This is a genomic window from Streptomyces sp. ML-6 (genome assembly GCF_030116705.1).
In the GTDB taxonomy this organism is placed as follows: Bacteria; Actinomycetota; Actinomycetes; order Streptomycetales; family Streptomycetaceae; genus Streptomyces.
The window spans coordinates 26,430-44,020 of sequence record NZ_JAOTIK010000004.1 but is presented as its reverse complement, the minus strand read 5'-3'; the positions used below and the strand labels follow the sequence as shown (position 1 = coordinate 44,020).

Genomic DNA, 17,591 nt, shown 5'->3' with positions numbered 1-17,591 from the left:
GCGCCTCGTCGGCGCGTTTCACTTCAGCGGGCTGGTCACGGGTGTGGCGTCTTCCTGCACGTCCTCCAGTGAACGCCCCTTCGTCTCACCGACGAAGAAGAACACGAGCAGCCACGAGAGCAGGGCCATGAACGCGTAGACCCCGTAGCTTCCCGCCAAGGAGAGGTCGCGCAGGCTCGGGAACGTGAAGTTGAGCAGGACGCCGGCGAGCCAGTTGGCGGCGGCGCACGCCGACAGCGCAAGGCCGCGTATGCGGTTGGGGAACATCTCGCCGAGAAGGACCCAGACGGCCGGACCCCAGGAGACGGCGAAGGCCACGACGAACAGGTTCGCGCCGACAAGAGTGACCGGCCCCCAGATCCCGGACAGCGCGGGCTCACCGTCCGCGGCGATGGTGGCGGTGGAAAAGCCCACCGCCACCGTGACGAGACTCAGGAACATGCCCGTCGATCCGGCGAGCAGCAGCCGGCGGCGGCCCACCTTGTCGATGAGCAGAATCGCGACCACCGTCGCGGCCACGTTCACGAAGGAACTCAGCACCGACAGCGCGAACGCCGCCGACTCGCCGAAGCCGACCGACTGCCACAGCGACGTGGAGTAGTAGAAGATGACGTCGACGCCGACCAGGGCCTGAAGGGCCGCGAGCCCGATCCCCACCCAGACGACGGGGAGGAGGACGTGCCGCCGGTCGAGGAGGTCCTGGAAGCGGGCGGAGCGGTCGGTCCGCAGCGTCGCGGCCATGCGGTCGGTCAGCGCGGCGGCTTCTTCGGCCGTGATGTCCTGGAGCCTCTGCAGCACGTCGCGCGCTTCGGCGGCCCGCCCGCGCGCGACGAGGAACCGCGGCGACTCGGGGACCGCGAGCGCGATGACCAGGTAGACGAGGGCCGGCACGATGCCCACGAGGAACATCCACCGCCACGCGGGGAGCCCGAGGAACGCCCGCGCGTCCGCGCCTTCGAGCGCGAGCGCGATCGAGCTGTCGGAGAGGAGAGCGGCGAAGATGCCGAGGACGATGGCCATCTGCTGGAGCGACGCGAGGCGGCCGCGCACGTTCGCCGGAGCGATCTCCGAGATGTAGAGCGGTCCGATCACTGTCGCGAATCCGACGCCGTAGCCGGTGAGCAGGCGCCAGATCGCCAGGTCCCAGAGGCCCTGGGCGAGGCCGCAGCCGATCGCGGCGACGAGGAAGACGGCGCCGGCGACCGCCATGGTGCGGGGTCGCCCGATGCGGTCGGCGAGCCAGCCGGCGCTCAAGGAGCCGAGTGTGGCGCCCAGCAGGGTGACGGCGACGATGGTGCCGAGTCCGATGGAGTCCAGCGCGAAGTTGGTCTCGATGGCGTTCACGGCGCCGTTGATCACGGCGGTGTCGAATCCGAAGAGGAAGCCGCCGATGGCGGCGGCCACCGCCATCGCGGCCACCCGACGGGTCAGGCGGCCGCTCTCTCCGGGGCGTGCGTGGGACATGATGAACCGATCCTTATCGATTGTAGATTGTCGACCAAATTGCTCACAGGGAAGATCACCGGGAGGAGGGGTAGGCGATGGTGGACATCAGGGCGTTCTCCGCCTGTCGGGAGTCGAGGCGGGTGTGCTGGACGACGATGGGGTGGTCGCTCCGGATCACGAGGCAGTAGTCGACGCCCGGAAGGATCGGCTCGGGGCCGCGGAGATCATTGATCCGCTGGTGGTGTGCGCGGCGTGCGGGAACGGTGAGTTCATAGGGTCCGACCGGCTCGCGGTCGGTGTAGAAGACCTCGACGGCGACGTGTGCGGGGTCGTCGCCGGCGTTGAGCATGCAGATGCTGTCATGGCTGGTCATCGCGGGTGCCGGTCCGGTGCTGCTCGGGGGGATGTAGCCGTCCGCGACCACCCATGTCGTGGCGCCGATCGCCTGAGTTGTCATGTGAGTTCGGCCTTTCTGCGGTGGGTTCTCGGGTTTGGTCGGAAGTCCGGTCAGAAATCGTTCGCGCTCTTGGCCATGAGGCCGCCGTCGCAGACCAGGTGACTGCCCGTGACATACGAGGCGTCCTCGGAGAGCAGCCAGGCGGCGGCACGCGCGATCTCGGCGGGGTCGGCCATCCGCCCGAGCGGGATCTGCCGTGCCGCGGCGTCCCTCAGGCGCGCGCGCTCCGCTTCGAGCGCGTCACCGTCGAGACCGAAGTAGAGCATCGGAGTGTCGGTGGCGCCGGGGACGACCGCGTTGACGCGGATGCCGTGAGGGGCGAGGTCGATGGCGGCCGCCCGCACGAACGCGGAGACTCCGCCCTTGGACGCTCCGTACGCGCTGTTCGAGCCGCCCGCGAAGCCGACGAAGGCGGAAGGGGAGGACACGCACACGAGGGAGCCCGGCCTCCCGGCGTCCCGCAGAGCCTGCGCGGCCGTGCGTACGGTCAGGAAGGCGCCGGTGAGATTCACGTCGAGAACGCGGCGCCATGTGTCGAGAGGCATCTGTGGCAGGGGCGCGTTGACCTCGATGCCGGCGCTCGCGATCACCCCGTCCACCGGGCCCAGTGCGGTGCTCGCCGCGCCGAACGCGTCGACGAGCTCCCGTTCGCCGGTGACGTCCGCCGCGGCCGACCAGACTCTGTGGGCGCCCACGCGCCGGGCCTCGGCCGCCGCCCGTTCGGCGCTCTCGCCGTCACGGTCGAGGACGCCGACGGCCCAGCCCCGGCGTGCGGCTTCGAACGCGGTGGCGCGGCCGATGCCGCTTCCGCCGCCGGTGATCAAGATCGTTCTAGTCATTCGGAGGAGTCCTCGGTGGTTTTGAAATGGGTCTGGATGTGGGCGGTGACGGCGCGGTCCAGTGCGTGCTCGTCGCCCGCGCGAAGTGCGTCGATGAGCTCGAGGTGCTGCCCGGCGACCACGGTCGCGTCCGGGTAGTGGTTCGCGTCGCGCCGGAAGTAGGCGCGCACGCGGGGCTGGATCGACCGCCAGATCTGCAGGCAGTGCTGCTGCCCCGACAAGGTCACGACCGCCTCGTGGAAGCGGATGTCCTCGTCGGCGAGCAGCGCCGCGTCGGACGCGTCGGCCGCTTCCTCCATGTTGTGGACGAGCGACTGGAGATGGGCGTAATCCGCGTCGGTCAGACGGGGCATCGCCTTGCGGAAGGCGAACTTCTCCAGGGAGACGCGGACCGGTACGAGAACGTTCTCGATCTCCTCCTGGGAGACGCCGAGCACCTCCGTACCGCGGTACGGGTAGGAGACCACCAGGCCCTCCTGCTCCAGCTGGCGCAGCGCCTCGCGGACCGGCGCCCTGCTGGTTCCCAGCTGTTCGGCGACCCCCGACTCCGTGAGCTTCTGGCCCGCTTGGAGACGGCCCGAGGTGATGGCCTCGCGGAGGACGTCCGCCACGGTTTCGCGGCGGGAGGCGAGGGCGGCGGAGGGGAGCGCGGGAAGCGCGGAAAGACCAGACATGGCCGGAGCGTAGCAGGATCGCACTTTGTCGACAATCAAGTTCGGCGGCTCCCGGGGGTGCGGAGGGGAGGTGGGTCGGGGGGTCGGAGGGCGGGGGAGCGGGGCTTTGTCGCGCGGGGCCTTCCGGTGGCGCCTCCCGGGGCGGGTGCGGCAGGCGGTCCGGCAGACTGTAGCCAAATAGTCGATTGTCGACAATGACCCTCTCGGTCGGGTACGGTCCCGAACACAGCCGCCCGCCTCGTCGGCGCCCGCGGCGATAGTACCCGTCACGAGAGGCACTCATGAGAATCACCAGGGTCGAGACATGCGGTCTTCGCGGGGCGACTCCCGAGGGTGGCTGGTCGAACGAACTGCGCCCGGACGATGTCGTGCACACGCTTGTCGCCGTCCACACCGACGAAGGCGTCACGGGCATCGGAAGCGCGTTCACCACCGAGAATCTCGTCCGGGGAGCGATCGACCTTCTGCTCCCGCACCTCGTCGGACAGGACCCGGTGGAGGTCGAGCGGATCACCGAGACGCTGCACCAGACCGCGTTCTGGATGGGCCGGGGCGGGGCGCTCACGCACGCGACGAGCGCCATCGACATCGCCCTGTGGGACATCGCCGGTCAGGCGCTCGGTCAGCCGGTCGGCCGGCTGCTCGGCGGGCGCCACCGTACCCGGGTGCGCCCCTACGCGTCGGTGCTCATGGACGAGGCCGGACCGATGACGGACCACCTCACCGAACTCGTGGAGCAGGGATTCACCGCGTTCAAGATCGGCTGGTGGAAGTTCGGACGGGTGGACGCCGCCACCGACGAGCGCACCGTCGCCGCCGCCCGCGCCGCGATAGGCGACCGGTTGCTCGCTGTCGACGCCGGCGGCTCCGAAGGGTTCTTCCCCGGCGGCCTGGCATGGGCGAAGCGAACCGCGCGGATGCTCGCCGACTATGACGTCGCCTGGTTCGAGGAGGCCCTCGCGCCGGACGACCTGGAAGGCTTCGCCGAACTCCGCGCGGGTTCACCCGTCCCCATCAGCGGCGGCGAGGTCCTCACCCGCAGGCAGAGCTTCTCCCCCTACCTGCGGCGCCGCGCCTTCGACATCGTCCAGCCCGACACCACCAAGGGAGGCGGTCTGAGCGAGTCGCGACGGATCGGCTGGGAGGCCCAGGACCTCGGCATCCGCCTGATCCCGCACGGATGGAACACGGCCATCGGTCTCGCCGCCGATCTGCAGCTCTCGTCGGCGCTCGCGTCCACCGACCTCGTCGAGTACAAGACCGGCTCGGCCTATGTGGACGACCTGGTCGCGGGGGGCTGGCGACTTGGTGCCGACGGATGCCTCGACATCCCCTCCGGCCCCGGACTCGGCGTGTCCCTCGACCCCGGAGCGGTCGAGGAGTACGGCACCCGGCCCGCGTTCGCGGACCCGGAGGCGTGAGCATGCCGACCACACCCCTGTCGAAGGTCGTCGCGGTCCTCCGCGCCCGCCGGCGGACCGCTACCGCCCTGTGGCCGACGCACTCGTCGCCGGAGGCGTCCGCGAGATTGACGCTGGGAGGGGGGTTTATTGGTGAACCGCCCCAAGTTTCGTAGAGTCCGATCTTGATGGTTCAGGCGGACTGCGGGGTTTGCTTCTGGCTCCGCCAGAAGGCTTGCTCGTGCTCGGCGGGCGGTACGTAGTGGAGTGCGGAGTGGAGGCGTTCTTCGTTGTACCAGGTGATCCACTGGAAGATCGCCCGTTCGACCTGGTCGATGTCCTTCCAGAGGCCCTGCGTCTCGATGAGCTCGGCCTTGAAGGTGCCGTTCAGGGCCTCGGCCATCGCGTTGTCGTACGAGTCCGCGACCGAGCCGGCCGATGCGGAGGCGCCGATGTCGGACAGCCGGCCGGTATACCGAATTGATACGTATTGCGGCCCGCGGTCGTTGTGATGAATGAGGCCGGAGTCCTTCTTGGTCCTCCGTCTCCACAGCGCCATCTCGAGGGCTTCCAGCGGAAGTTCGGTCCGCATGTGGTCCGCGGCCTGTCAGCCGACGATCATCCGTGAGTACACGTCCAGGACGAATGCCACGTAGGCCCAGCCGGACCAGGTACGGACGTAGGTCATGTCTGCCACCCGGAGCTGGTCGGGCCGGGAGGCGGTGAAGTCGCGGTCGACCAGGTCCGGCGGGCCGACTTCGGCCGCCTTCTTGCGGGCGAAGTACGTCGACGGCGACAGCTGGAGCACCCGGCAGACGGGATCAACCCCGAGACCTCTGTCCCGCAGGCGGTCTATCACCTGCTCGGCCTCGTCCGGGGACGGTCGATCTCCTGGGCAAAAAACACGGACGCGGCTTTCAGGATCTCGTTCGCCCGCTTCAACTCGGCATTCTCTCTGCGGAGTTGCTTCAGTTCATCGCGCTCGGCGCTGGTCAGCCGGTCGTCGCGTTCGCCGTGATCAACCTCGGCCTGGCGGACCCAGCCACGCAGGGCTTCCTTGTGGATGCCCAGGTCCTTCGCGACGTGCGCGATGGGGCGGCCGGTGATGCGGACCTCGCGGACCGCGCGCTCCCGGAGTTCATCCGGCTACTTACGTGGTGCAGGCATGTTGCTCGTGGATCTCCTTCGCCAGGATCGTAACCCTGGCATCAGGGACTCCACGAATCTCAGTACAGCTCACTTTTCGTCGCCGGAGTGAGGATCTGCCGGGCGTCCTGGCTGTCAGCCGGCGAGGAGAAGGGCGGTTCCAGGCCCGGTGGGCATCCTGACGACCATGCACGAGCCTGGCGCTCTCGCGGCTGCTTCGGCAGGACAAGGGCAGGCAACAGAGCTACGCGGGCGGATTCCGCGCTTTCGAGGGTCTGTCTCCCTACCGGAAAATCCGCTGCCATGAGGCATGTTCGTCGCTCCTCCACTGTCGTGCGTGGGGACACGCGAGGATAAGCGCGAGCGCCGTTTGAACCCGGACTTTGCGCGACGCCGACAGACGAACCGTGATACCGGAACGAACTTTGCTGGAGGGGCCCGTGGAAAGAATCGTGAGCGGCGTGGACCATGTGCACACTGCGGCCACGGTCCGCCGTCGGCAACGCACGTTCGTGCCGCCGTCCGGGGCGTACCTGTCAGACCCTCAGGCCCGGTCGGGTGACGCCTTGCCGGACCGGTTGTTCTACGCGACGGTGGACGAATGCCCTGATCCCCACTGCCGCCCGCTGCTGCTCGACCGCGTCGCGGCCGACGTGGGGGCGACACGCAGGCTGGTGGACTGGGCATGCTGGATCGCCTCCGAGGTGTACGGCGGGCTTCCCGCGGAGCTGGTGGACGAAGACGAGGCGGCGACAACCGTCTTCAGTCCTTCACCCCTTTTCTGTCGGCTTGCCGCCGACTACCACAATCCCGGGCCGGCCTTTGACGCCGTATACGCCACGTATGAAACCGTCCAGCGCCGTCAGGTGGCAGACAATGCTGTCGCCCTGGTCGACGGGCTTCAGGTGTGGTGGACAGACTTCCTCTACCAGTGACCCCTCGCCCCGCGCCCCCTGCGAACCTTCAGCCGAGCCTCCCAAGGAACCACCCGATGGCCACCAACCCCAGCCCCGCTGTCCCGGGCAGCCACCCGCCCCTGACCGACGCTTTCGCGCCTGCCCGCCGGACGCTGCGCACGGATCAGCAGGCGGCGGTGGACAGCGGGGTAAGAGGTCTGAGGAAACCCGGGAGTCGCGGGCACATGGTGTCGGCGTGCGGTACGGGCAAGACGCTGATCGCGCTGCGCACGGCCGAGGCCCTGGACGTCCGGTTTCTGCTGGTGGTGGTGCCGTCGAGGGATTTGATCGGCCAGTGGGCGGCCGCGGCCCGCGCTGACGGCCGTACCGAGGCGTTGATGGCGGTGTCGTCGCTGAACGCGGACAAGCACCCCGTGCTGGCCAAGGCGGGCGCGAGCAGTACGGGTTCGGGGGAGTACCTGGCGTACTGGCTGGTCCAGCGCGCCAGGAAGAACGAGAAGGCGATCGTGCTCGTGACCCTCGACTCCCTCCCGCGGATCGAGGAAATCCAGCACTCCGTCTTCACCGCACCCGCCTTCGACCTCGCAGTCATCGACGAGGCGCATCGCACCGCGGGCTCCTGGGACAAGGAATGGACGATGGTCCACGATTCCTCCCGGATCCGCACCGACCGCCGTCTGTACCTGACCGCCACGCCCTATGAGTGGGAGGCGCCGCGCCTGGCCGAGGCCCCGGACACCCGCCCGCGCCCCAAGCGGACCGCATCGACCGCACCGGCATGGGAGTCCCCGTCCCTGATCGCCTCCATGGACGACACCAAGGTATTCGGCCCCCGCCTGCACACCTACACCCACGCGGCTGCGATCGAGGACGGCGTCCTGGCCGACTACCAGCTCCTGGTCCCCACCATCACCGACACCGACCTGCGCACGGTCCTGACCGACCCCGACCACGCGCACACCGGTTTCGCCCCGACCGCACGCCGGACGACCGCCCTGCACCTGGCGATCCTCAAAGCGATGACCGAACACGACCTCAAACATGTGATCGTCTACTTCCAACAGGTCGCCGACGCAGAAGACTTCGCCCGCCAGTTCCCCCACACCCTGCGCACCCTCCCACCCGACCAACGCCCCTCCTGGGCCGGCACCCTGTCCGTCTCCTCGATCAACGGCAACCACACCCCCGACCAGCGCGCGAAACTCCTCGACCGGTTCGCGAACGCCGACCGCGCCGTGATCACCAACGCCCAAGTACTGTCCGAGGGCATCGACTTGCCAGCTGTGGACGCAATCGTGTTCGCCTCCCGCACCGAAAGCGTGCGCCGCATCGTCCAGGCCCTGGGCCGCGCCCTGCGCAAACCTCCCACCACCGATGTGAAGACCGCGAGCCTGATCATCCCCGCCTACATCCCACCCGACTCCGACCCCACCGACCTCCTCGACACCCCCTACGAAGCCCTCTGGCTGATCACCGCAGCACTGCGCCACCACGACCAGACGATTGCTGCCCGCGCCCCGCGCAAGGCCACCGCGCACCGCCTGGACGCCGACACCCACCGCCTCCTCACACGCCGGTTCCGCTTCGACTTCACCCTCGACCCGGGCACGATCGCCCGCGCGATGGACCTGCTGGCCTGGCCGTCGGCCGGCGCAGTCCTTTCCGCACCCCGCCGTGCCGGCCTGGCCGCCGCCACCCGCTACCACACAGAACACGGTCACCTGAAGGTCCCGGTCGACTACACCGACGCCTACGGCTACCGCCTCGGCCCCTTCATCGCCGGCCAGCGCACCGCCCACCGCCGCGGCACCCTGACTGCCCACTGGACCGCCGAACTCGACGAGCTCGGCATGATCTGGGACGAGCACGAAGCCGCCTTCGAAGGCAACATGACCCTCGTCGAGGCCTTCCACGCCGAGCACGGCCATCTCGCCATCCCTGCCCACGATCCCGGCGGCCAGTTCCTCGTCGACCAACGCGGCCTGGCCCGCAAAGACCAACTCCCCACAACCCGTCACACACGCCTCACCGCCCTCGACCCCAACTGGCTTCTCCCGTACGGACCCGACTGGCACCGCAAGTACCACCTCCTGGCCCGCCACATCCAGGACGGACACGACCCAGCAAAACTGCGCCGCGACACAGTGATTGACGGAATGAAAGCCGGCACCTGGCTACACCGTCAGCTCACCACCTGGAACACCCTTGACGACGGTCAACGCCACCTCCTGGCCCGCCTTGGCCTCACCCCGGACCACGTCACCCTGACAACGAAGAAAACCACCACCCCCGCCCCCGCCACACCCAGCACCCTCAAGACCAGAAAACGCCGCTCCTTCGAACAGACAGCCACACTGCTGCGCGCCTTCATCGAGCGGCACGGCCGTCTTCCCGGAGCCCGGGAGGGGATCGAGGTCGACGGGGAACGCGTCATGATCGGCCCCTGGCTCTGCAAGATCCGCACCAGCCAGAAGAACGACCAACTCTCCGACAGCAGAAGCAAGTTGATCCAAAGCATCCTCCGCGAAGCCGACACCGCCCCCGCCGAAGAGGAGCGCCCCGAAAACTCAGAGATCCCGTAAATTTTTTGCCCACAACTCGACTAAGGAAGCACCCCGGAAGCACTACGATAGAGACCGACAGGAAGGCCCTCCGGACCCGGAAGGCCCGCACCTCCGACACGAGAGCGGCCGGCCCAGAACCTCGTCAGCAGACCCCAGAGCTTCACAGCTAGCACAGGAGTTCGTGAAGCGAACACAAGCAGGCCATGCAAGACCGTGTGCTTGACCAGGCGTCAAACACCACCCACCCCTTGCTGCTGCGTTTTCAGGCCAGCGCGGAGCGCAGGCCGTTCAGGCCGGATCGCGGAGCGATCCGAGCCGCTGGGCCACGGAGTGGACCGGCAAGGCGTCACGGAGTGACGCCTACTCACGACGGAGTCGTGAGGTTTCCGGCGGAGCCGGAACCGCCGCGTAGCTGTCGGGGCTTGGTTTAGTTGATCTTTGGGTGGTGGTGTGGCCTGGTGTTTTTCAGATGGGCTGAGTGATAGCCCATGGGAGCTGAGTCAGTTTTCCTGATCAGCGGGATGACGTCCTGGTGGTGCACTGCGGGCGCCGCGTAGGCCTGTGGCTTGTGTGGTGTGGCGGGTGTGCAGGTTGGTTGGGCGGCTGGTCAGCTCTACCGAGTGTGGGTATGAAGCGTGTGCTGGAACCCACACGGAGGGGTGCGTGGGGCTACTGCCTTGGTGGACCATGCAGCATGCTCACGGATGACTGGCAACTCACTGAAGACATCGATGTCTTCCTCGCTCACACCGGGGACTTTCTGCGCTCGCGGCCTGCTCTCCACAACACGCCGTTGACGGACATCGAGAAGCTGCGTGTCAGCGGTACAGGCGCACAGGCCGAGGCGGCCGTCTTCGGCTGGTTTGCGTCACAAGGCGAGGTCCGCGCCATCTTCTACCGCACTCCGCGTGGCCGTTTGGGCCTTACCCCGCTCTCTGCCTCGCAGGCCGATGGCCTCGCTGCCCGTCTGACCCGGCAGGGCCACTTGCCGGTGAACGTCATTGCGGACCACGACACCGCCACCGTTTTCGCACGGGCATGGCAGCAGCGCACAGGAGCAGTATCGGAGATCTTCTGGCGGACTCACCTCTACCGTCTCGGTACGCTCACCCCACCGCAGCCCCGCCCCGAGGGACAGGGGCGTATCGCGGACGGGACAGACCATGAGCAAGTTGTGCGCTGGTGCCGCGAGTTCTGCGTGGATGTCAAAGAGCAGTCCTCCATCGATTTGATCGATGCCGGTCGTTGGGTCGACTCGCGTTTCGGTGACCGGCACTTCACGTTCTGGCATACCTCGGACGGCACTCCCGTCTCCATGGCAGCCACGACCTCGCTTGTCGGCGGCATGATCCGGCTGGACCCCGTCTACACCCCATCCCACCTGAGGGGCCGCGGATTCGCGGGCGCCGTGACCGCCGAGGCGAGCCGCGCCGCGTTGGCCGCGGGCGCGACGGACGTTGTCCTGTTCACGGACCCGGACAACCCCACCAGTAACGCTCTCTATCAGCGCCTCGGATACATCCACGTCGGCGACTTCGCCGGGTACCGGTTCTCTTACACCGGGCCGGACACCCCGTCCGCCTCGCAGCCCTGACGGTCGGCGTGTCGTTTGAGGGCCCAGGTCAGGGGCGCCACGTGCAGGGGTGCCGCGCTCGCGTCGCCGTGGCGGCTGTTCAGCCAGCGCTGTAGTTCGCTGCGTGCGTGTCGGGCGAGCCATCGAGCGAGGGTTCCCGCCTCGTCGGCGGGGTCTGGGCCGGTGTTCGTCCGGAGTGCGTCGGACAGAAGGCCAGCCAAGTGCTCTTCGGCTGCGGCGTGTTGGTACGCGTCCGCGTCCGCGGTCATCGCGGTGAGGGCTTCGGCCAGAGCGAAGGTCTCGGGATAGGTGACCAGGTCGCGGGCGATGATCCACCACGGCCACACCTTGCCCATACGACCGGCCTGTGCGGCCAGGGCGTCAAGGCGCTTGTTCCACGAAACCGGCACAGTGCCCGACATCAATTTCTGGTCGGTGTAGAGGTGTTGGATGGTGCCGCGGGCCCACAGCCACGCCTCGGCGGCTATGCCGCCTGGGTCGGTGAGGTCCTGGTGGCGTCGGTGTGCGGCCAGGATGCGGGCGGCTTCGTGTTGGCCCAGGTGATCGAGCGGTATCTGGGTCGGTCCGGTGTAGCCCGCCTCGCCGCCGACGAGCCAGATGCGATGCGTGTGGCAGACGCGCTGGTGCCGGCCCCGGTACTGCCATACCTGCTGTCCGCGGCTGCGTGGTGCGGTGCATTTGAGGCACCCGGCCATGACCGACGCGGCCGTGTGCGTGGTGGGGGACTGCCAGTGCGCGGCCGGCCCGGTGTGGTGCCGTAGAACATCCAGGTCGAGCGGCCAGGCGGGCAGTACGCGTGCCAGGACCTGCTCCTCGATGCGGCTGTAGGCGGCCACGCGTTCGCGGGCCGCGGCATTGAGGTAGAGCTCGGCGCCCAGCGCGCTCCGGCCGCTCACAGTGGCGCGGCCCTCTTGCTGAAGGACGGCTCGGAGGTAAGGACTTGCGGGCAGGTGGTAGCGGGCTGCGCACCGGGTGATCCATGAAGCGGTCGTCTCGCCTTCGAGGGGCGCGGTGCGTATCGCGCCCGCGGCCAGGCGGCTTTGGACAGGTGGGGACAGGGGCATAGCGTGGTGAGGTCAGCTTTCGACTGGCCGGTGGACGCCCGCAGATGGGGACGTCCACCAAACAAGCAGAACAAGAGGCAGGGGCGAGTACGTGCTGTTCAGGCGGCCGTCCGGGAGTGGCCGGACGGGGCCTGCTCGGCTGGGGGCCGTGCATCCTGCTCAGCGAGATGGTCGAGACGGACGGCATCGAGTTGTTTCTTGGTGATCTTCTCGGTGCCGTCCAGAATCGCGGTGATCGCTCCTTCGCGGATCAGCGCGGACAGACTCCCGAGCCGCCCGCCGGTGCGCTCGTGCAGATAGCGGGCCATGCGCCCCAGCGATCCGGGACGGTGCCGCTCAAGACGCAGCGCGTTCTCCATGCCGTCCAGCAGCCCGCGCCACGCTGCCTGCTGCTCCCGACTCCCGTATGCCAGGGGAGGGTTGGACAGGAGCTTGAACCGCCCCGCCAGCTGCGCCCCGCGGATTCCGCTCAGCAGGGGCGAGTCCTCGACGGCGACTCCGGCGTAGACGAAGGTGGCGCCGACACGTTCGGACAGGTACTTCATCTGGTCGGACGTCTCGGCGCCCACGCGGGTGCGGGTGTCCAGGAGGTGGATGTCGTCCAGTTTACCGACCGCAGGAGCTCGGAAACCGGCTCTGAACTGCGACGATTCATAGACTACATGTCCGTGATGGAGAGTTGCTGTCGTTCGTCTGTGTGGTCTCGTGAGACGGCTGTCCGCGTACTCCCCGAAGTTCAGCCGAGTATTGATGAACGGGCTCAACTCACGGCAGTTGAATACACGCCGCTACCAGGCCCCAGGACCAGATACCGTTCACGAGTCCCGGCGCCGCATCCGCTTCGTCAAGGCTCGGCGCCCCTGAGTGGCTCCCAGGAGACCCTGTGCGATTCGTGGTCCAAGCCGATCGACAGTCCCCGTCGGACGAAGGCCCCCAAGAAGCCATCCTCGTCCCAGTTGCCGGGGACGACCACGGCTACCAGACCAGCTACGACCTCTGGTTTCGGGACGAAAACAGACAGATCCAGCGCCTGGGCCGCGTCAAGATCGCCCTCGGCGCCCAGGAACCGGGGCCCAGTCCCCTCCCCGTAGGGCAGTTCGAGCACCTTGACTCCCTCCGCAGGCCCGAGTTGTTCTCCCTGGGCCAAGACGACCTGTACTACGACAGCATCAGGAAACTCGGCACCCAGGTACGCTTGGAGATCCTCATCGGACTGGGTGATATCGCTCTCTCATCAAAGCGTCTGGACTTCGCCCTCCAATACGACGTGACGGCCCTCTCGCTGCTGCGCAGCGTCGAGAAGCGTACGGTCATGGCCCAGTTCAAGCGCATCGCCAGCGGTGGTTCCCGGCTCACCGAGTACCGCTTCAACTACCTCGTTCCCGCGCCAGACAGCGACGTCCCGCCGCCCCCGCCACTCAGCTTCGTGGTCACCCCCCGCACCACCCCGTCCAGCAACATTCACGTCCTGATCGGACGCAACGGAGTCGGCAAAACCACCCTGCTGCGCAACATGGCCCAAGCGGCCGTCCACCCTGACCGCGCCGACGTCAATGCCGGCCGAATCGAACACCTCCCCACCCCCACCGCGGAGGACGGTGAACCCTTCGTCAACGTCGTCTCCGTCACCTTCAGTGCCTTCGACCCCTTCGTCAGTGTGGTTGGCGACCCCGACCACGCAGCGACCACGTACGCGTACGTGGGGCTCGCTAGCGCTGGGAACAACCTCGGCGAGCCCAAATCACATGAACAACTGGGCTCGGAGTTCGCCAGTTGCCTCAAAGAGGTTTGGGCGGCCGGACGGCTCGGACGGTGGGTCCATGCCCTGCGCATTCTGAGCAGTGACCCGCATTTCGCCGCCTCCCCCGTCCATGACTTCGCTCGACGCCTCCGTGAGCAGTCGCCACAGACATTCACGGAGAGCGATCAAGAGGCAGCCCGAAGGATCTTTGGCCAACTCAGTTCAGGCCACTCGATCGTGCTGCTGACCATCACGAAGCTGGCCACGCTCGTGGCCGAGCAGTCCCTGGTGCTCCTAGACGAACCCGAGGCCCACCTGCACCCACCGCTCCTATCTTCCTTCATCAGGACGTTGTCGTACCTGATGGATGACCGCAACGCAGTCGCGGTCATCGCCACCCACTCCCCTGTCGTCCTCCAAGAGGTCCCCCGCTCCTGCATCTGGAAACTGAGCCGTTGGGGCAACCGTCAGGCCGAGCGGCCCACCATCGAGACTTTCGGTGAGAACGTCGGTGTCCTCACACACGAGATCTTCGGCTTGGAGGTGAAGGAGTCCGGCTTCTACGCGGAAGTCAAAAGGGCGGTCAGGGCCCATGGCACCTACGAAGAAGTCCTTGCCCACTTCGGCGGCCAGCTGGGCGGCGAGGCCAAGGGCTGGTGCGGATCCTCCTCGCAGACAAGGCCGCAGGAGAGAGCCGCTGATGTGGCCGCTGGAGCCCCCCGCCGAGACAGCCCGCGAGAGCTACGACGCATGTGTGAGCAGCACCCGGGACACCAGTCGGCAAGAGAAGTTGACAGCCGCGGCCGAAGCCGTCGAAGCTGCAGGAGAGCGCTTCCGGGAAGCAGCCCACAGCCAGACGTTGCACGCCCTGGAAGCCGCCGAGTTCAAGGTTCCAGGCATCGACGACAAGGCCGCCGTGACCTGGGCGTACGAGAACGGGATGCGGGGAACCAAAAGGGCCGCCTAATCTATGACAAGCTCATGGGCGCCCCCGTCGACGAGAGGTGCCCCCTGTGCGGGCACGGAACCGTCCGTCAGCTCGACCACGTCCTGCCTAAGATGTCCTTCCCCGCTCTTTGCGTGGCCCCACTCAATCTGGTGCCAGCCTGCAGCGACTGCAACCACATCAAAGGCGATCAAAAGCCGACCACGGTTGAGACCACACCTTTACACCCGTATCTCGACCGTATCGACGACGTGACCTGGCTGCAGGCCAAAGTCATTCACGACGCCCCCGTGCGGCTGGAGTTCTTCGTGACCCCGCCACCAACATGGGGGCAGGGCCTCATAGCCCGGGCCACGCACCACTTCACTATGTTCGGGTTGGCGAAGACCTACGCAGTGCAGGCCAACCGGACCCTGAGGAACATCCAACACACCCTCGAAGGACAGTTCAAGGCTGGCGGCAAGGAGCTCGTGCACGAATACCTCGCGGCCGAAGCCGCCACTCGACTCGCTGTCCAACCCAACGGGTGGGAAGGCGTGACCTACCGGACCCTCGCAGCGGATGGTGCCTTCTGTAACGGAGGATTCCTGGAGTGACTGCAGGCCACTTTCACGTGTACGCCGACATGGCCCGTCCACCGGACGGAGAACGGGCCATGAGGCCGGAAGAGCGAAGGCGAGGTCAGATGCCTGACGCTGGGTCAACGATCCGGGCTTCGAGGTCAGCGACGCGGCGGTCCTGGAAGCGGAGGTTGGAGCGGGCCGCCTTGAGCCGCTCGTCAAGGCTGCGGTTGTCGGCCGTGAGCTGACGGACTCGCTGTTTGAGGGTGGTGTTCTCGGTAGTGATCCGCTGGACGGCCTCCTCGGCCCATTCGGCCTCCAAGTCCCGCACCTGGCCGATGAGTTCACCGATGCGATTCCGCTGGGCGAGGATCTCGCTGTGAGCGGTCTTGAGGGCGTCTTCGGCATTCAGAGCGCGTTCACGCCAGGTCGCCTCACGTTCCTCGCCCTGGTCGGCGAGCAACTGGGTCCGGCGCTCTCCAGCCTCGGCCATCGCGGAGGCGATGACGGCTCTGGCCTCGGGATTGTCGTAGAGGAAGGTGCGGGAGACGTCCGCTCGACGGGCGACGGCGGTCACGCTGACCTGGGCCTTCTCACGCCGGAGCCGGATGATGGCTTCACGGACCCGCTTCAGGGCGGTCTCGGTCTTGTGGCGGCGGGCGGCCAGGGCGGCGGCCGTGCGGGGTTCTGGAACGGCAGAGGTCTTCATGCGATGTCCTGCTCGGGGTCGTTGTCGGTTGTGCACGTATCGCTGTACTCGCTCTGCTCGTCGTCGCCCGCGTCGGCGAGGTCGGCGGCGCGGAAGGCCGTGGACCACACGCGGTGGAAGTAGTCCTGGGGTTTGCGCAGGTCAAGGGCGAGGGCGTCGCCGAGGAGGCCGAGGCCGACCAGGGCCTTCTCCAGGCCGTCGATGGCGCGGGCTGTGGGCTCGAAGTAGCGGTGGAGATAGTCGGCGATCGCGTCGTCCGGGGCGCCTTCGGCCAGCAGCCGCCACTGTTCGCGTTTGCGCCGCCAGTAGAGGAGGTCGGCGCCGGAGAGGACGAACTTGTCGCAGTTGTGGCAGTCGAGGTTCCAGGGGCAGGCGCCGCCGTCGACGACGGGCTGGAAGGTGCAGAACCCGCCCTCGGAGGGGGTGCTGCGGCGTGAGAGGTCGATGGCGAGGGCCTGGGCCTGCTCTCGGGTGAGTGGGGTGGTCTCTCCGGCGAGGAGTTCGCCGGGTTGGGCGGTGCCGGGGCCGGTGACCCAGACGTGCTGGAGGACGTTCTCCAGGTCTTCGCTGGTCAGGTGGACGTAGTGCTCGGCCATCCGGTCCGAGACCTGGCCGAGATAGCGGCGGATGTGGGTGAGGCTCGCCCCGGCCCGAAGCAGGCTGGTGGCCAGAGTGTGGCGAGCCTGATGGGGGACGAGCTGGCCGAGGTCGAGCTCGGTGGCCCACTCCCGGAACCTTCGGTGGAACCACTGGTAGGACAGAGCGGTAGCGCCGTCGGGGTTGCGGACCTTGCTGGTGAACAGGGCAAGCTGAGCGCGTTCGGTGCCGGTCGGGCGGCGTCCGTGCCGGGCGACGAACCGGTCCAGTGTCTTGCGCTGCCGTTCGGCGAGGAGGTCGTAGAGCCGGTCGGGGATACGGATTGCGGTGTCGTAGTTGCCGACCTTGGTCTGGTCGTGCCAGAACATCGGCAGGCCGCCGTAGCGGCCGATGCAGTTCCAGCGCAGCTTGAGGACCTCGTTCACGCGGCGGCCGGTCAGCACGATGGTCTCCCAGACGTCCCGCATCCCCTGGTCATCGGGGTCGTACTGCTCTGTGAGCTGGGCGAGGTTGGCCTCGTCGGCCAGGGCTCGGGCGACCTCGTCGGGAAACGGACGCCGGGCTCGCAGCGGCTCGCCGCCGGCGAATGGCATGGCGATGATGAACTCGCGGTCCAGGCCGAGCCGTTCGGCGGCGCCGTTCTCCATCGCGTTCCGCAGCAGCTTGCGGACGCCGTTGAACACGTCGGTGCGGGTGACGGAGGTGACCGTCGACGGCTTTCCGTAGAGCCCCTTCATCACCAGCGAGGGCAGCCCGTGGCGTTCACGATGGCGCTGATCGGCGATGAACCGGTGCATGTGCTCCACCCGCAAGGCGCTCGGGTCGTGGCCGCCGCCGGGGGCGTCGACCTCTATGAACGCGCTCAGCTCGGTGCAGGCCCGGCGGATGCCGTCGATGGGCACTGCGGTGCGTGGGCGGTGGGGCGAGCGGATGAGCT

16 protein-coding genes are annotated in these 17,591 nt (G+C 67.7%); 5 read left to right on the top strand and 11 right to left on the bottom strand.

Translation table 11 applies throughout. The features are described from left to right. Positions 1-18 precede the first annotated feature (18 nt). From OCT49_RS38845 to OCT49_RS38830, 4 genes are read right to left on the bottom strand one after another with little or no spacing between them, the layout of a single operon-like run. Positions 19-1,464 (bottom strand): sugar porter family MFS transporter, encoded by a 1,446-nt coding sequence (locus OCT49_RS38845; protein WP_283856884.1) that lies wholly within the window; start codon positions 1,462-1,464, stop codon positions 19-21. Positions 1,465-1,519: 55 nt separating this feature from the next. Further along, entirely contained in the window at positions 1,520-1,903 is a 384-nt protein-coding gene (locus OCT49_RS38840; protein WP_252427309.1) for a sensory rhodopsin transducer, read from the bottom strand. Between the two features lie 50 nt (positions 1,904-1,953). Further along, a complete protein-coding gene (locus tag OCT49_RS38835) occupies positions 1,954-2,742 on the bottom strand; it encodes an SDR family NAD(P)-dependent oxidoreductase (RefSeq protein ID WP_283856883.1) in 789 nt (262 codons plus the stop codon). Then, complete coding sequence (locus tag OCT49_RS38830; protein WP_283856882.1) at positions 2,739-3,416, bottom strand: GntR family transcriptional regulator; 678 nt, start codon at positions 3,414-3,416, stop codon at positions 2,739-2,741. The genes OCT49_RS38835 and OCT49_RS38830 overlap by 4 nt, the downstream gene beginning before the upstream one ends. A 281-nt stretch (positions 3,417-3,697) precedes the next feature. Here OCT49_RS38830 and OCT49_RS38825 point away from each other — a divergent pair, with 281 nt between their 5' ends. Continuing rightward, positions 3,698-4,837, top strand: coding sequence for a mandelate racemase/muconate lactonizing enzyme family protein (locus OCT49_RS38825; RefSeq protein WP_283856881.1), 1,140 nt, complete (start codon positions 3,698-3,700; stop codon positions 4,835-4,837). Between the two features lie 172 nt (positions 4,838-5,009). Here the strand turns inward: OCT49_RS38825 and OCT49_RS38820 are convergent, their stop codons facing one another. Genes OCT49_RS38820 through OCT49_RS38810 form a run of 3 tightly spaced genes read right to left on the bottom strand, consistent with a single transcriptional unit; the run spans position 5,010 to position 5,908 of the window. Then, positions 5,010-5,408, bottom strand: coding sequence for an integrase core domain-containing protein (locus tag OCT49_RS38820; protein ID WP_283856880.1), 399 nt, complete (start codon positions 5,406-5,408; stop codon positions 5,010-5,012). 15 nt (positions 5,409-5,423) lie between these two features. After that, on the bottom strand, positions 5,424-5,624 hold the full coding sequence (locus tag OCT49_RS38815) for a hypothetical protein (RefSeq protein ID WP_283856879.1): 201 nt from the start codon (positions 5,622-5,624) through the stop codon (positions 5,424-5,426). Between the two features lie 47 nt (positions 5,625-5,671). Continuing rightward, a complete protein-coding gene (locus OCT49_RS38810; RefSeq protein ID WP_502963526.1) occupies positions 5,672-5,908 on the bottom strand; it encodes a transposase in 237 nt (78 codons plus the stop codon). A 506-nt stretch (positions 5,909-6,414) separates the two neighbouring features. On the opposite strand from OCT49_RS38810, the gene OCT49_RS38805 reads away from it, so the two are divergent. The 3 genes from OCT49_RS38805 to OCT49_RS38795 all read left to right on the top strand — a co-directional run bounded on the left by OCT49_RS38805 (position 6,415) and on the right by OCT49_RS38795 (position 11,037). Beyond that, positions 6,415-6,897 carry a hypothetical protein gene (locus OCT49_RS38805; protein ID WP_283856878.1) on the top strand — a complete coding sequence of 161 codons (483 nt, stop codon included), beginning with the start codon at positions 6,415-6,417 and terminating at the stop codon, positions 6,895-6,897. A gap of 56 nt (positions 6,898-6,953) precedes the next feature. Beyond that, positions 6,954-9,461 (top strand): DEAD/DEAH box helicase, encoded by a 2,508-nt coding sequence (locus OCT49_RS38800; RefSeq protein WP_283856877.1) that lies wholly within the window; start codon positions 6,954-6,956, stop codon positions 9,459-9,461. Between the two features lie 676 nt (positions 9,462-10,137). After that, complete coding sequence (locus OCT49_RS38795; RefSeq protein ID WP_283849834.1) at positions 10,138-11,037, top strand: GNAT family N-acetyltransferase; 900 nt, start codon at positions 10,138-10,140, stop codon at positions 11,035-11,037. On the opposite strand, the gene OCT49_RS38790 is transcribed toward OCT49_RS38795, so the two are convergent. Both OCT49_RS38790 and OCT49_RS38785 read right to left on the bottom strand, forming a co-directional pair. Then, positions 10,998-12,101 (bottom strand): TniQ family protein, encoded by a 1,104-nt coding sequence (locus OCT49_RS38790; RefSeq protein ID WP_283849833.1) that lies wholly within the window; start codon positions 12,099-12,101, stop codon positions 10,998-11,000. The genes OCT49_RS38795 and OCT49_RS38790 overlap by 40 nt on opposite strands. Positions 12,102-12,199: 98 nt before the next feature. After that, a complete protein-coding gene (locus tag OCT49_RS38785; protein ID WP_283849832.1) occupies positions 12,200-12,670 on the bottom strand; it encodes an ATP/GTP-binding protein in 471 nt (156 codons plus the stop codon). A gap of 314 nt (positions 12,671-12,984) precedes the next feature. Between OCT49_RS38785 and OCT49_RS38780 the strand changes: the two genes are divergently transcribed. After that, entirely contained in the window at positions 12,985-15,384 is a 2,400-nt protein-coding gene (locus OCT49_RS38780) for an AAA family ATPase (protein WP_283856876.1), read from the top strand. An 85-nt stretch (positions 15,385-15,469) separates the two neighbouring features. Here the strand turns inward: OCT49_RS38780 and OCT49_RS38775 are convergent, their stop codons facing one another. Then, positions 15,470-16,057 (bottom strand): DUF6262 family protein, encoded by a 588-nt coding sequence (locus OCT49_RS38775; RefSeq protein ID WP_283849829.1) that lies wholly within the window; start codon positions 16,055-16,057, stop codon positions 15,470-15,472. Beyond that, positions 16,054-17,556, bottom strand: coding sequence for a tyrosine-type recombinase/integrase (locus OCT49_RS38770; protein ID WP_283849828.1), 1,503 nt, complete (start codon positions 17,554-17,556; stop codon positions 16,054-16,056). The genes OCT49_RS38775 and OCT49_RS38770 overlap by 4 nt, the downstream gene beginning before the upstream one ends. Positions 17,557-17,591 lie beyond the last annotated feature (35 nt).

Excerpts from the sequence above, each read along its gene's own strand:
- OCT49_RS38845 (WP_283856884.1), bottom strand. The coding sequence starts at position 1,464 with ATGTCCCACGCACGCCCCGGAGAGAGCGGCCGCCTGACCCGTCGGGTG.
- OCT49_RS38840 (WP_252427309.1), bottom strand. The coding sequence starts at position 1,903 with ATGACAACTCAGGCGATCGGCGCCACGACATGGGTGGTCGCGGACGGC.
- OCT49_RS38835 (WP_283856883.1), bottom strand. The coding sequence starts at position 2,742 with ATGACTAGAACGATCTTGATCACCGGCGGCGGAAGCGGCATCGGCCGC.
- OCT49_RS38830 (WP_283856882.1), bottom strand. The coding sequence starts at position 3,416 with ATGTCTGGTCTTTCCGCGCTTCCCGCGCTCCCCTCCGCCGCCCTCGCC.
- OCT49_RS38825 (WP_283856881.1), top strand. The coding sequence starts at position 3,698 with ATGAGAATCACCAGGGTCGAGACATGCGGTCTTCGCGGGGCGACTCCC.
- OCT49_RS38820 (WP_283856880.1), bottom strand. The coding sequence starts at position 5,408 with ATGCGGACCGAACTTCCGCTGGAAGCCCTCGAGATGGCGCTGTGGAGA.
- OCT49_RS38800 (WP_283856877.1), top strand. The coding sequence starts at position 6,954 with ATGGCCACCAACCCCAGCCCCGCTGTCCCGGGCAGCCACCCGCCCCTG.
- OCT49_RS38795 (WP_283849834.1), top strand. The coding sequence starts at position 10,138 with ATGCTCACGGATGACTGGCAACTCACTGAAGACATCGATGTCTTCCTC.
- OCT49_RS38790 (WP_283849833.1), bottom strand. The coding sequence starts at position 12,101 with ATGCCCCTGTCCCCACCTGTCCAAAGCCGCCTGGCCGCGGGCGCGATA.
- OCT49_RS38775 (WP_283849829.1), bottom strand. The coding sequence starts at position 16,057 with ATGAAGACCTCTGCCGTTCCAGAACCCCGCACGGCCGCCGCCCTGGCC.